The 13,689-nt window shown below is 61.6% G+C and carries 10 protein-coding genes; 7 read left to right on the top strand and 3 right to left on the bottom strand.

Features of this window, described 5'->3' with window-relative positions; translation table 11 throughout:
• Positions 1–204: 204 nt before the first annotated feature.
• Positions 205–609: a hypothetical protein gene (locus JQ611_RS23840; protein WP_212466768.1), complete on the bottom strand. Its 405-nt coding sequence runs from the start codon at positions 607–609 to the stop codon at positions 205–207.
• Positions 610–1,158: 549 nt separating this feature from the next.
• Here JQ611_RS23840 and JQ611_RS23835 point away from each other — a divergent pair.
• From JQ611_RS23835 to JQ611_RS23825, 3 genes are all read left to right on the top strand, one after another.
• Positions 1,159–1,344 carry a hypothetical protein gene (locus JQ611_RS23835; protein WP_212466767.1) on the top strand — a complete coding sequence of 62 codons (186 nt, stop codon included), beginning with the start codon at positions 1,159–1,161 and terminating at the stop codon, positions 1,342–1,344.
• A 976-nt stretch (positions 1,345–2,320) separates the two neighbouring features.
• Positions 2,321–2,527, top strand: a complete 207-nt coding sequence (locus JQ611_RS23830; protein WP_212031404.1) for a hypothetical protein — start codon at positions 2,321–2,323, stop codon at positions 2,525–2,527.
• A 147-nt stretch (positions 2,528–2,674) separates the two neighbouring features.
• Positions 2,675–2,836 (top strand): hypothetical protein, encoded by a 162-nt coding sequence (locus JQ611_RS23825; RefSeq protein WP_212466766.1) that lies wholly within the window; start codon positions 2,675–2,677, stop codon positions 2,834–2,836.
• 445 nt (positions 2,837–3,281) lie between these two features.
• On the opposite strand, the gene JQ611_RS23820 is transcribed toward JQ611_RS23825, so the two are convergent.
• A complete protein-coding gene (locus JQ611_RS23820; protein ID WP_212466765.1) occupies positions 3,282–7,061 on the bottom strand; it encodes a vitamin B12-dependent ribonucleotide reductase in 3,780 nt (1,259 codons plus the stop codon).
• A gap of 851 nt (positions 7,062–7,912) precedes the next feature.
• On the opposite strand from JQ611_RS23820, the gene JQ611_RS23815 reads away from it, so the two are divergent.
• Positions 7,913–8,812 (top strand): DMT family transporter, encoded by a 900-nt coding sequence (locus JQ611_RS23815; RefSeq protein ID WP_212466764.1) that lies wholly within the window; start codon positions 7,913–7,915, stop codon positions 8,810–8,812.
• 29 nt (positions 8,813–8,841) lie between these two features.
• Here the strand turns inward: JQ611_RS23815 and JQ611_RS23810 are convergent, their stop codons facing one another.
• Positions 8,842–9,753 (bottom strand): DUF2189 domain-containing protein, encoded by a 912-nt coding sequence (locus JQ611_RS23810; protein ID WP_212466763.1) that lies wholly within the window; start codon positions 9,751–9,753, stop codon positions 8,842–8,844.
• A 545-nt stretch (positions 9,754–10,298) separates the two neighbouring features.
• Here JQ611_RS23810 and JQ611_RS23805 point away from each other — a divergent pair.
• From JQ611_RS23805 to JQ611_RS23795, 3 genes are all read left to right on the top strand, one after another.
• Positions 10,299–11,132, top strand: coding sequence for a cytochrome c oxidase subunit II (locus JQ611_RS23805; protein ID WP_212262043.1), 834 nt, complete (start codon positions 10,299–10,301; stop codon positions 11,130–11,132).
• A 75-nt stretch (positions 11,133–11,207) separates the two neighbouring features.
• Positions 11,208–12,983: a cbb3-type cytochrome c oxidase subunit I gene (locus JQ611_RS23800; RefSeq protein WP_212262040.1), complete on the top strand. Its 1,776-nt coding sequence runs from the start codon at positions 11,208–11,210 to the stop codon at positions 12,981–12,983.
• Positions 12,980–13,684, top strand: a complete 705-nt coding sequence (locus JQ611_RS23795; protein ID WP_212262038.1) for a cytochrome c oxidase subunit 3 — start codon at positions 12,980–12,982, stop codon at positions 13,682–13,684. Before JQ611_RS23800 ends, JQ611_RS23795 begins: the two co-directional genes overlap by 4 nt.
• Positions 13,685–13,689: the final 5 nt, after the last annotated feature.

The following is a 13,689-nucleotide window of genomic DNA, read 5'->3' as shown; positions in this document are numbered from 1 at the left end:
CGCCAATGCCGTAATCAGGTCCGGACAGCCTTGGAAAGGCGCTAACGCCTCTTGACAGCTAACACGGTAGATCCCGGCCCCCCGTGCGCAATTGCGCACTAGGCCGGGACGACAACTGAAACGCTGCGCTCCAAACCGCCCTACGGGTGCACTTGCTGCAATCCGAACAAGTGAATGAAGCCTTCGGCTACGGAGCAGCGGCAGCTATTGCACGGACGCGCGGCGGTGCCATTTCACGATCCGTCTGGCCACGAGGATGGCCGCAGCTGCATAGGCGACGCTTACGGCCATGAATGCGGAGGAGGGGAGCTGGAGTGCTCTCATGTGCACCAGAACAAGGGGAAAATAGAATGCGGCGCTCATGAGGACGAGGGCCGCCCAATGCGACATGAACCCGATTGCCCGGGAAATCCCCATGAAAAAGAACGGCATCAGAAACATGCCGACCGCGATCCCGCTTCCGATCGCCTGCCAAAGCGGCGGGGCCGGACGGGGGCCGAGATAGCTGGTCTGGCAAGCCATGAGGATGCCCCAGGCAATTGATGCTCCAGCCGCGGCGGCAATGAACGCGGGCTCATCGTTGCCAAGGAGAACCTTCGCAACGCGCATGGCAATCGATTTCCTGGGAGGTTCTGACATTGGTCGTGGCAAGCCCGTGTTCGAGATCGTCTCTACTGGTCGCAATCTGCCTTGAACCCGCGATGCCTGGTGTGATGCTCCGCACAGTTCGTGGATTCATCTCGAGGCGAAATTCGAAGGAGCGGCAGGGCGGTAGGGCGGATTAGCCGAACGGGTCCGCGCAAGGCGCGGCCCGGTGACAGGCTCCGGCGTAATCCGCCGTTTTCGAAGAACACTCTCCGATGTCGTCCCGACCTAGTGCGCAATTGCGCACGGGGCCGGGACCCATAGCCACCGTCGGCTGTTGTGTTGCGTGCCGGTCATTATCTTCTTTCCGAACAATACAGGCCGCGGCGTATGGGTCCCGGCCCCCCGTGCGCAATTGCGCACTAGGCCGGGACGACAACGGAAACCGAGCGACAATTGCGATCCGCCCTACGGGGGCACGTGATTCAAATCACGGAAATTGAATCGCCGTGGTCTCATCCTGACCCGATAAATCGAAGGATGATCCTTCTTTCTTATCCAACGGAGCAGAACATGAAGACGCGGAACGATGAACTCGGCAGCCAGGGCACGGTGGAATTGTCGGTTGCCGACCTCGACCAGGTGAGCGGCGGACGGCGGGCGATCGAAGGCGAGATCCAGTACCTGAATTGGGTCAAACAGTTTTATTCGCCATGGGCGAACATCAACTTCGGCGGCGGCCGGACGATGGTCGCCTAGAGTTGCGCTGTCGGGGCTGGAGCGGCCTCGTCACAAGATGACGTCATGCCGGGACGCGCCCCGGCATGACGAGATGGGATTGGACGCGCGCCTGTCAGCAAGCGTAGCCCGGATGAGCCAACGGGTCGCGCGAATGCGCGCCCGATGACTGGCTCCGCGACATCCGGGACCATTTCTGCACCGCCCCGGATATCGCTTTGCTCATCCGGGCTACGCTCGTTCATCGCGTTCGCGTCGCTAACCGTCAGCCATCACGCGAACAGCCCGGCGCCGGCCGGTTTCTGCCACGAAGTTCGGATATCAACGATTCGGTCAAACCGGCGCCCCTCAACCCCGCTTTGGTTTGACTGGCCCGGCGTGTGGTGGGACGCAGCGTTGCGCGTCGGGCCACCTGATCATGGAAATGCGGCGGCGGCGAACCCGATTCAAGTAACGCGTAGGGCGGATTGGAGCGAAGCGTAATCCGCCGCCTTAGCTTGATCCGAAAACGGCGGATTGCGCCTTCCGCCTTCGCTCTTCGAGCTACGGCGGACAGGTCGGCTTCAATCCGCCCTATGGGCCTCGCCAGTGTGGGGCCGGTGCACGAATGAGCGAAGCTTCGCCGCGAGCGTTAGGCCGCTTCAGTTGGTGGCCTCTTCAGGCAGTAGCTGCGACAAGGAGCGACACCAACGAACCCACGCCACAGACTGCCAAAATTGCCTCATACGAATAGTTCGACAATTCCGAAATAACACGCTCGGTCATGGCACACCTCACGCACTGTGATGATGACAGGCTATCGAAGGTGGGGAGAAAGGGCTGTCACCCAGGCGCAACACCGAGGGGTTTTCGGTCTGGTCGCGAGTCGCGAACTGCGATCTCGTGCCGATGGTGCGCAGGCGGGTCACAGTGTGATGTTGCTCACAGCGCCCGTCCCGGGCTCGCTCTAGTTAAGAGCACGGTCTGGATGATCCCGACCCCAACCTGGAGGCTCGTCATGCAGACCCACTCTTCACATATGAACACGATGCCCGCTCTTACTGACAACGAACTCGACGCTGTGTCTGGCGGCTTTGTGTATATCGCCGTCATTGTAGGCTCGTTTGCTGTTGGAACGGGGATTCGGATGGGCCTCGACAAGATCACCGAGGGTGCGGAGGGCACGCTGAAGGGTCTCAGCATAAAGCCCAAGGGCGGAAAATAAGAGCATCGCGCTAAGAGCGCTGCTTTAGCCCCGCCCTAACCGGCGGGGCTTTTCCTTTGTGACGCACGTCACGGTAAGCCTGATCGCCGCCCGGCATACTCGCTCCAGTTCAACGGCGCACAGCGCCACACAACACGGAGCGGGACAATGAAGACCGAGCAGGTTCAAGCGAGCGACAAAATCTCCGACGAAGCACTGGATAACGTCACCGGAGGACGCAAATCCGGCGAAGGACAGAAGGACTTCCTCGTAGTGAAGATGAAAGAGGTCTTTGTGGCGAGCTATAACTATCGGCTCGCCCCTGTTTGACTAAGGTCCGTACCTTCTTTCGTTCCGAAGACAGGCTCGCTAGTGTGAGCGACGTGTCCGCGCGACTGACGTGCTTGGTTTGAAGCGTAGAATCTCGTTTTGATTTCTTACCCGGTCGAGGGTCGATCAATCCCTTGAATGAGCCGTCGCGGCCCCCGTCGTGTGTCTTAGAATAGAAGTTCACAGGTCGGTCGAATACGACTTCAAAAACGGATGCACATAAGTCCTGGAAGGAAGCCCATCCTAGCGTATGAAGTGCATAGTCGATGTGTTGCGCTTGAACCTGCGGCCGAATTCTCCGCGAGCGGGCCGGTCGACCTGTCGACCTTTTTGAGTCAGGCATCAAATCAAAACTCTACCAGTATAAACAGTAGTTCGTACTGTATTTGTTCCTTTCAGTCTAGGGTGGCGCATGTTGCGCCACCCTCTTTTCACGTGTGTTCGCTCAGCTGCACCCCGTCGTGCTTCCACACGTATCGCACTTCATGCAGGTCCCGTTCCGCACCAGCGTGAAGTTGCCGCACTCCGAGCACATCTCGCCTTCGTAGCCGCGCGCCTTGGCCTCCGCACGGCGTTCAGCTTTGGTCACGGTGGGCTGGGCGGCCTGCGCCGCGCCGGCCTTGCTCCACTGCAGGGCTTCCAGCTTTTCCGTCGGTGACAGGTCGTGCTGGGCTTCCTGCTTCAGGGCGACGGCGCCTTCGACGGCGTCGGCTGCGCGGGAGGTGGCGCCGTGGGCGGCGAGGGAGGTGACGCGCGAGCCGCCTGTCGGCGCCTGGTCGGAGCCGGAGGAGACGGCGGTCGAGCCGCCGCGCATGACAACCAGATTATCCGTGCGCGAGCGGGTGAGGCCCTTGGACAGATACTTTGTCGCCTGGTGGTGGCCCTGGCTGCCGTCCGGCTCCTTGCCTTCCTCGACGCCCTTGCCGAGCGCGTCGAAATTCGACTCGGAGGGATCGACATGGGCGAGGTCGAAGCGGCTCATGTAGCTGACCGCAAGTTCGCGGAACACGTAGTCGAGGATCGAGGTCGCGTACTTGATGCTGTCGTTGCCCTGCACGGGACCCGCCGGCTCGAAGCGGGTGAAGGTGAAGGCGTCGACATATTCTTCCAGCGGCACGCCATATTGCAGGCCGAGCGAGACCGCGATCGCAAAGTTGTTGATGAAGGAGCGCAGCGCCGCGCCTTCCTTGTGCATGTCGATGAAGATCTCGCCGATCCGGCCGTCGTCATATTCGCCGGTTCGCAGATAGACCTTGTGCCCGCCGACAACCGCCTTCTGGGTGTAGCCCTTGCGGCGGTCCGGCATCTTCTCGCGCTCGCGCATCACGACGATACGCTCGACCAGTTTCTCGACGATCTTCTCCGAGACCTGCGCGGTGCGCGCGGCCATCGGCTTGTCGTAATACGCGTCGGTCGCATCATCCTCGTCGTCATCATCGCTGATGAGCTGCGAGTTCAGCGGCTGCGAAAGCTTCGAGCCGTCGCGGTAGAGCGCGTTGGCCTTCAGCGCCAGTTTCCAGGACAGCAGGTACGCGGACTTGCAATCCTCGACGGTGGCGTCGTTCGGCATGTTGATGGTCTTGGAGATCGCACCCGAGATGAAGGGCTGCGAGGCCGCCATCATGCGGATGTGGCTCTCGACCGACAGATAGCGTTTTCCAATTTTGCCGCAGGGGTTGGCGCAGTCGAACACCGGATAGTGCTCGGCCTTCAGATGCGGTGCGCCTTCCACTGTCATCGCGCCGCAGATGTGCACGTTGGCGGCTTCGATTTCCCGCTTGGTGAAGCCGACGGCGGCGAGCAGGTCAAAGCCGGGGGCGGCGATGACTTCCGGCGCCAGCTTCAGCGTTTCGCGCAGGAATTCTTCACCAAAGGTCCACTTGTTGAAGGCGAACTTGATGTCGAACGCGGTCGGCAGCGCGGCTTCCACCTTGGCCAGGGCTTCGTCGGTAAAACCCTTGGCCTTCAGGGTGGAGACGTTGACGCCGGGCGCGTTGGAGAGCGAGCCGTGGCCGACGGCATAGGCCTCGATCTCGGCGATATCAGCTTCGCGGTAGCCGAGCGTGCGCAATGCCACCGGGACGGCCTGGTTGATGATCTTCCAGTAGCCGCCGCCGGCGAGCTTCTTGAATTTCACCAGCGCGAAATCAGGCTCGATGCCGGTGGTGTCGCAATCCATCACGAGGCCGATGGTGCCGGTCGGCGCCACCACCGTGGTCTGCGCGTTGCGGTAGCCGTGGGCTTCGCCCAGTTGCAGCGCGAGGTCCCAGGCGGCCTTGGCGCGCTCGACGATGTCGGTCTGCGGCACGCTGGCGTAATCCAGCGGCACCGGGTTGACGGCAAGCGCCTCGTAGCCGCGGCTTTCACCATGCGCAGCGCGGCGGTGGTTGCGGATCACGCGCAGCATGTGCGCGGCGTTCTTCTTGTAGCCGGGGAAGGGGCCCAATTCCTTGGCCATCTCGGCCGAGGTCGCATAGGACACGCCGGTCATAACAGCGGTCAGCGCGCCGCACAGCGCGCGGCCTTCCTTGCTGTCGTAAGGCAGGCCCATGGTCATCAGGAGGCCGCCGATGTTGGCAAAGCCGAGGCCGAGCGTGCGGAACTCGTAGGAGAGTTCGGCGATGGCCTTCGACGGGAACTGCGCCATCATCACGGAGATTTCCAGGACGACGGTCCAGAGCCGGCACAGGTGCTCATACGCCTCGACGTCGAAGCGTTTTGTCGTGGTGCTGTAGAAGGTGATCAGGTTGGCCGACGCCAGATTGCAGGCGGTGTCGTCCAGGAACATGTATTCCGAGCACGGGTTGGAGGCGCGGATGTCGCCGGACGCCTTGCAGGTGTGCCAGTCGTTCATGGTGGTGTTGAAGTGCAGGCCGGGGTCGGCCGACGCCCAGGCGGCGTGACCGATTTTTTCCCAGAGATCCCTGGCCTTCAGCGTCTTCGTCACCTTCTTGCTGGTGCGGCCGATCAGATTCCAGTCGCCGTCGGTTTCGACGGCGCGCAGGAAATCGTCCTTCAGCGAGACCGAGTTGTTGGAGTTCTGGCCTGATACCGTGAGGTAGGCTTCCGAATCCCAGTCGGTGTCGTAGGTCGGGAAGTCGATGTCCTTGTAGCCCTGCTTGGCAAACTGGATCACGCGCTTGATGACGTTGTCGGACACCAGCGCGCGGCGCGCGAGCTTGATCTCGCGGCGGAGCGCCGGGTTCTTCTCGGGGTCGAAGCAGTCGTCGCCGGAGCCTTCGCAATTGACGCAGGCCTTCAGCACGGCCTTGAGGTGCTTCTGGTTGATCTTGGAGCCGGTGACCAGCGCCGCGACCTTCTGCTCCTCCTTCACCTTCCAGTCGATATAGGTCTCGATATCGGGATGGTCGGCATCGACCACGACCATCTTGGCCGCGCGGCGCGTGGTGCCGCCGGACTTGATCGCGCCCGCCGCACGGTCGCCGATCTTGAGGAAGCTCATCAGGCCGGATGAGCGGCCGCCGCCGGACAGGCGCTCGCCTTCGCCGCGCAGGCGCGAGAAGTTGGAGCCGGTGCCGGAGCCGTATTTGAACAGCCGGGCTTCGCGGACCCAGAGGTCCATGATGCCGCCCTCGTTGACGAGGTCGTCATCGACGCCCTGGATGAAGCAGGCGTGCGGCTGCGGATGCTCGTAGGCCGATTTTGATTTTGTGAGTTTGCCGGTCTTCCAGTCCACATAGTAGTGGCCCTGGCCGGGGCCATCGACGCCGTAGGCCCAATGCAGGCCGGTGTTGAACCACTGCGGCGAGTTCGGCGCGACCATCTGTTTTGCGAGCATGAAGCGCAGCTCGTCGAAGAACGCCTGCGCGTCTTCTTCGCTCGAGAAGTAGCTGCCCTTCCAGCCCCAATAGGTCCAGCAGCCGGCGAGGCGGTCGAACACCTGCTTTGCCGAGAGTTCGCTGACGAAGCGCTCGTTCTCAGGCAGCAGGGCCAGCGCCTCGGTGTCGGGCACCGAGCGCCACAGCCAGGACGGCACGGTCTCTTCCTCGACCTTCTTCAGGCGCGCGGCGACGCCCGCTTTACGAAAATACTTCTGCGCCAGCACGTCGGAAGCGACCTGCGACCAGAACTGCGGCACCTCGACGTTTTCCAGCCGGAACACGATCGAACCATCGGGATTGCGGATCTCCGATGTCGTTAATCTGAAATCAATCCCTGCGTAGGGTGACTGGCCTTGAGTCGTGTTGCGCCGTTCGATTCGCATGGTCGTGCCCCGTCTTCTTCTGACCGGTCCGCATTGTCGCGGGTTCCGGAATGTTATCCTTGAGCGGACCTCCCGAACCATGGCTGCGTCGGGACTATAAGAATAGCCCTTGCAACCCTGATCCCTTGATCCGCAGCTCAACCGGTGAACCCGGTCTGTCTCTCTGGCATTTCCTGGCTCCCGATCCGGGCCTTCCAGGTCATGCAATCAACGCCCCAACGCTTCACTTGCCGCGTCACTTTGGGCCTGTTCCGGCCCGCTTTTTTCGGGCCTTGCGGCCCCGTTTTCGCGCCCCGAACTGCCCAGAAATTCCGAGAGGAATTCCCGGGTTTTAAGGGCAGAAAAGTCCTCAGCCGCGGCCTCGACCGGCGGACGGAGTGGTCATTTCGGAACCCTTTTGGGATGACCGGCGGGGACCCAAAACACACTCGCGCCGAACAGGAAGAAAGCTAGGCCAAGTCCGTTACGCCCGTCAAGGACTAGTACGAGTTCCTGAATCAAATACTAAATATGGTGGAAAGAGGGGGATAACAGGGGGTGATCTCGCGCCTGTGATCGGCCCAAGTATCAGTGAGTCCTCACAGATTCGACAAGGAAAAAAAAGTTGCCGGCCTGTGGAGCGCAGCCTTCTCCCGGCTGTTCACAGGACAAGTATTTATTCGCCTGTTCCGGGCCTTCCGGGATTGCGCTTTGGAGACTCACGTAAGGCTACGGAGAACTCCACCCTGGCATGCCGGCGGGCCGATGGTAGCTAGCCCCGATAAGGGCCAAAGTCGCCGCCGATTCCCTCCGGCTGATTCTTGAGCCGATTCCCTTTTCTCCGATTCTTTTTCGGTCCTTGCCGGTCGTTCATGACAGAGCCTGTGCCACCAGCTGCGCGTGCGCGTATCGCACCCGCCGGCCTTATGTTCCTCGCCATCACCTCGGTGGGGTGGGGCTTTAACTGGCCGGTCACAAAATTCCTGCTCGGCGAACTGCCGCCGCTGACCCTGCGCGGCGTCACGGGGGTGATCGGGGCCTTGCTGCTGGCGGCGCTGGCGCTGCTGCGGGGACAGACGCTGCGGGTCGACCGGGCGCTGTGGCCGCGGCTGATGCTGGCGGCGCTGCTCAATGTCACGGGGTGGATGGTGCTGATGGGGCTGGCGCTGCTGTGGCTGCCGGCCAGCGAAACCGCGCTGATCGCCTATACCATGCCGGTCTGGGCTTCGCTGTTGGCCTGGCCGGTGCTGGGCGAGCGGCCGACTTTATTGCGCACGGTCTCGCTGGTGATGGCGTTCGCTGGGCTCGCTGCCATCATGGGCGGCAATGGGGTAACGGCCTCCGCCGCCAAACTGCCGGGGATCGTGATGGCGCTGGCCGGCTCGATGGGCTTTGCGCTCGGCACGGTGCTGGCCAAGAAACTGCCGCTCGACATGCCGCCGATCCCGGCCGCCGCCTGGCAGATCGGACTCGGCTGCTTTCCGGTCGCCATCGTCGGCCTCGCGATCGAGACCACGGATCTGGGCAAGGTCAGCCAGATCGGCTGGTGGCTGCTGATCTATTCCACCGTGATCCAGTTCTGCATCGCCTATGTCAGCTGGTTTGCCGCGCTGTCGCGGCTGCCGGCCTCGGTCGCCGCGATCGGCACCATGGCGGTGCCGGTCATCGGCGTGGTGGCCTCGGCGGCAGCCCTGGGCGAGCCGCTGGGCCCAGTCCAGATCGTGGCGCTGCTGTTCACGCTGGCGGGCGTGGTGCTGGCGACGCGGTCGTAACGGCTTACAAGCCGCGTATCACTCGTCTCTCACTTCTCACGGCTCCACGGGAAGAGATTGGCCGGGAAATCCGCAGCGTAGCGGTGTCCTTTGCGCAGGTGAGGTTCTTCCTCCTGTGGAGGATTGGGATCCGGCTCCACCACTTTCCGGTACAGATGCCAGGTGGCATGGCCGAGCAACGGCAGAACGACGGCCAGTCCAACGAACAGCGGCAGCGAACCGATCACCAGCAGCGCCGCGACAATCAGCCCCCACGCGGCCATCGCAACCGGATTCTTCATCACGGCCCAGATCGAGGTCCGGATCGCGTCTATCGCAGTCGCATGCCGGTCGAGCATCAACGGAAACGATACGACGCTGACGCACAGGGCCACGACCGCGAACACAAAACCGACGCCGCACCCGACGATGATCAGCGACCATCCTTCCGGCGTCGTCAGCACGCGCGTTGCGAAGTCCGGGATGCTCGCAGCCGGAGCGTGGCCGAAGATTGAAACGTAGATGGCGTTCGCAACCCCGATCCAGGCCCCGAACAGGACGAGCAGGAGAATGCCGAGTTCGATCATGGCGCCGAAAGCCGGCGCGCGCAGCACGTGAAGCGCTTTCGATACGTCGACTTCCTCGCCGCGCTCGCGGCGGCGGCTGAGCTCGTACAGACCAATCGCGGCAAACGGTCCAAGCAAGGCAAACCCGGCTGCCAGCGGAAACAGCAGAGGCAGTACCGAATAGCCAAGGACCATCCTGAACAGGGCAAGACCGAGCACGGGATAGATCACGCACACGACGACCGCGTGGCTTGGCATTGCCTTGAAGTCTTCCCAGCCCAGGCGCAGCGCCTCGTGCAGGTCGGATAGTCCGATTTTTCGGATCGGATATGAGGCGGCGTCCCCGAATACGTGCCGTCCAACTCTTGCGATGTTGTCGGAATACAGAGTGGCCATCGACGCACCTCCCGTGCTGAAAGTCGCGGCGCTGAAACGACGCGGTTTCCAGCCACGCGTGTCCGCCGCAAAGTGCGAGAAACGCGATCGAGCCGAGTACGGTAAACCCGAGTTCAACGAAGAGGAGCTTAGCCGGACGAAACTTGTCGCGACCTGCAGAGCCAGATTAACGCGATTGCGGTTAGGCAGCGCTCACGGTTCGGTGAAGTGTGCACGTTGGCAGTCATTTGGTGCGTTGCGTGCAAACGATTGTGCCGGCTGACGCGCGCTTGGCTGCGGCAGCCGTTTGGCGCACTCCGACGAGGTAGTCCTCTATTGATCTATTGACGCGCGGCTGGACAGGTATCATCTTAATTTCTGACGCCCCGGATCTGATGGTTAGCGGTCGTAACGTGTGCTCCGTGCCACGTTTGGATGTCGCGACCGGTCATATGGGCGAGGCAAGACACACTGCGATGGTGCATGTGAAGTCGGCCATCGAGATAGTGTGAGCTGCGCCCTTTAATCCCGTCTCCGTTGCCTTGAATGGCAAGGAGGGCTGAAGGATGGTTGTCGCACTCATACTGCTTCTGGTCGCAGTCGGCTCGGTGCTGTTTCACATCTACAGCCCGTGGTGGTGGACGCCGATCGCCACCAACTGGAGCTACATCGACCACACCATCAGCATCACCTTCTGGATCACCGGAGCGGTGTTCTTCGCGGTCATCGCGTTCATGGCCTATTGCGTCTTCCGCTTTCATCACAAGGAGGGAAGGCGGGCAGCCTACAATCCCGAAAACAAGAAGCTCGAATGGTGGCTCACCATCGGGACTGCGGTCGGCGTCGGAGCCATGTTGGCGCCGGGCCTCGTCGTCTGGCATCAGTTCGTCACGGTTCCGGCTGACGCCACCGAGATCGAGGTCATGGGCCAGCAGTGGCAATGGAGCTTCCGCCTGCCGGGGAAGGATGGCCGGATGGGCACAACCAATGTCCGCAACATCAGTCCCGAAAACCCGATGGGCTTGAATCGCGACGATCCGAATGGACAAGACGACGTCGTGATCGAAAGCGGCGACTTGCACCTTCCGATCGGGAAGCCGGTCAAGGTTTTGCTCCGCTCCCTCGATGTCCTGCACAATTTCTATGTGCCCGAATTCCGGGCCAAGATGGATATGGTTCCTGGCATGGTCACCTATTTCTGGATGACCCCGATCCGAACCGGAACGTTTGATGTGCTCTGCGCCGAGCTATGCGGCGTGGCGCACGCGCAGATGCGGGCCAAGGTCATCGTCCAGGAAGAAAGCGAGTATCACGCCTGGCTGGAGCAGCAGCAGACGTTTGCAGAATTGTCAGGCCGAAACGCCGTGACGAAGGCGACGTACAAATCCGGCGGCAAGTAGGAAGGCGCCGCTGCGAAGATCGATCGGGCGTGTGAACTCATCACCCCCGATGGAAACGACCAAGGAGGGTTTTCTATGGTCGATGTCCCATATGACGCACGCGCGGACGCTCCGCCTGCCGAAGTGCCGGAGGTTGAGCTCTATCATCCCAGAAGCTGGTGGACGCAGTATGTCTTTTCGCAGGACGCCAAAGTCATCGCCATCCAGTACTCGCTGACGGCCTCCGCAATCGGGCTGGTGGCCCTGGTACTGTCGTGGCTGATGCGACTGCAACTGGGATTTCCCGGTACGTTTTCCTTTATCGATGCAAGCCAGTACCTCCAGTTCATCACCATGCACGGCATGATCATGGTGATCTATTTGCTCACGGCATTGTTCCTCGGAGGTTTCGGCAACTACCTCATCCCGCTGATGGTCGGCGCCCGGGACATGGTTTTCCCCTATGTGAACATGCTGAGCTACTGGATCTACCTGCTCGCAGTCCTGGTGTTGGCGTCGACCTTCTTCGTGCCTGGCGGGCCCACCGGCGCCGGCTGGACGCTCTACCCACCGCAGGCGGTTCTCTCCGGTACCCCCGGGCAGGATTGGGGCATCGTTCTCATGCTGGTCTCGCTGATCCTGTTCATCATCGGCTTCACCATGGGCGGGCTGAATTATGTGGTGACGGTGCTGCAGGCGCGTACACGCGGCATGACGTTGATGCGGATGCCGTTAACGGTGTGGGGCATTTTCACGGCCACCGTGATGGCGCTGCTGGCCTTCCCGGCGCTGTTCGTCGCCTCGGTCATGATGCTGTTCGACCGTCTGCTGGGAACCAGCTTCTTCATGCCCGCACTCGTCGAGATGGGCCAGCAGATGAAGTATGGCGGGGGCAGCCCGATCCTGTTCCAGCACCTTTTCTGGTTCTTCGGCCATCCGGAAGTCTACATCGTCGCCTTGCCGGCCTTCGGCATCGTTTCCGATCTGATCAGCACCCATGCGCGAAAGAACATCTTCGGCTATCGCATGATGGTTTGGGCGATCGTGGGAATCGGCGCTCTCAGCTTCGTCGTATGGGCGCACCACATGTATGTGAGCGGCATGCACCCGAAATTCGGGTTCTTCTTCGCCACCACGACGCTCATCATCGCCATCCCGACCGCCATCAAGGTCTACAACTGGGTGCTGACCCTGTGGCGCGGCGACATTCATCTCACCGTTCCGATGCTGTTCGCCCTCGGCTTCATCATCACGTTCGTGAACGGCGGGCTCACGGGCCTCTTCCTCGGCAACGTCGTCGTGGACGTTCCGCTTTCGGATACCATGTTCGTCGTCGCGCATTTCCATATGGTGATGGGCGTGGCGCCAATCATGGTCGTGCTGGGCGCGATCTATCACTGGTACCCCAAGGTCACCGGGCGAATGCTGGATGACTGGATGGGCAAGTTTCATTTCTGGGTGACGTTCCTCGGCGCCTATCTGATCTTCTTCCCCATGCATTATATTGGACTGCTCGGCGTTCCGCGCCGGTATCACGACATCGGCGAGGCGGCGTTCATCCCGTCATCGACCCATACGCTCAATGCCTTTATCACCGTCATGGCCTTAATCGTGGGCTTCGCCCAGATGGTGTTCCTGTTCAATCTTGTCTGGAGCCTGTTCAAGGGCAGGCCTTCGGGCGGCAATCCATGGCGGGCGACAACACTGGAGTGGCAGACGCCGGAAACCCCGCCCGGGCACGGCAACTGGGGCAAGGAGCTCCCGGTGGTCTACCGATGGGCGTATGACTACAGCGTGCCCGGTGCCGCGCAGGACTTCATTCCGCAGAACCAGCCGCGGGCGACGCCGGCCCTTCAGGGAGCTGCGCCGTGAGCGCCATCATCCTGTTCATGGCGGTGATAACGGTCATCGTCGGATGGTGGCTCTCGCAGCAACGGCTGACAGCCAAACCCTGGCTGGAAGAAGGTTCGATCGATGATTTCCCGGGCACTGGTGCAGTGACCTTGCCGGCAGCCAAGATCGGACTGGGCGTGTTTCTCGCTGTCGCCGGCTCGCTGTTCGCACTCTTCATCAGCGCTTACTCGATGCGCATGAACATGGCGGACTGGCGCACGATGCCCGTGCCTTCGCTGCTGTGGTTCAACACGGGCGTCCTGGTCCTGAGCAGTATTGCGCTGCATTGGGCATATGTGGCCGCGCACCGGAACAACATGGACGGTGTGATCGTCGGCCTCTGCGCAGGCGGCGCGTCCGCGGTTACATTCCTGATTGGGCAACTGCTGGCGTGGCAACAGCTGCGCGCAGCGGGTTATTTCGTCGCGTCCAATCCAGCCAATTCCTTCTTCTACATGATGACCGCGGCGCACGGGCTGCACCTGATGGGCGGTCTGGTGGCGCTCGGCAGAGCGACTGCCAGGGTGTGGCGCGGCGCCGAGATGGCCCAGGTGCGCCTGAGCGTGGAGCTCTGCACGATCTACTGGCACTTCCTGCTGTTGGTGTGGCTGGTCTTGCTTGGTCTGCTGACGGGCTGGACGGACGATTTCGTCGACATCTGTCGCCGGTTGCTCACCTAGGAGAG

The organism is Bradyrhizobium sp. AUGA SZCCT0182 (assembly GCF_018130185.1).
Lineage (GTDB): Bacteria > Pseudomonadota > Alphaproteobacteria > Rhizobiales > Xanthobacteraceae > Bradyrhizobium.
The sequence above is the reverse complement of the archived record's forward strand: the minus strand, read 5'-3'. Positions and strand labels throughout refer to the sequence as shown.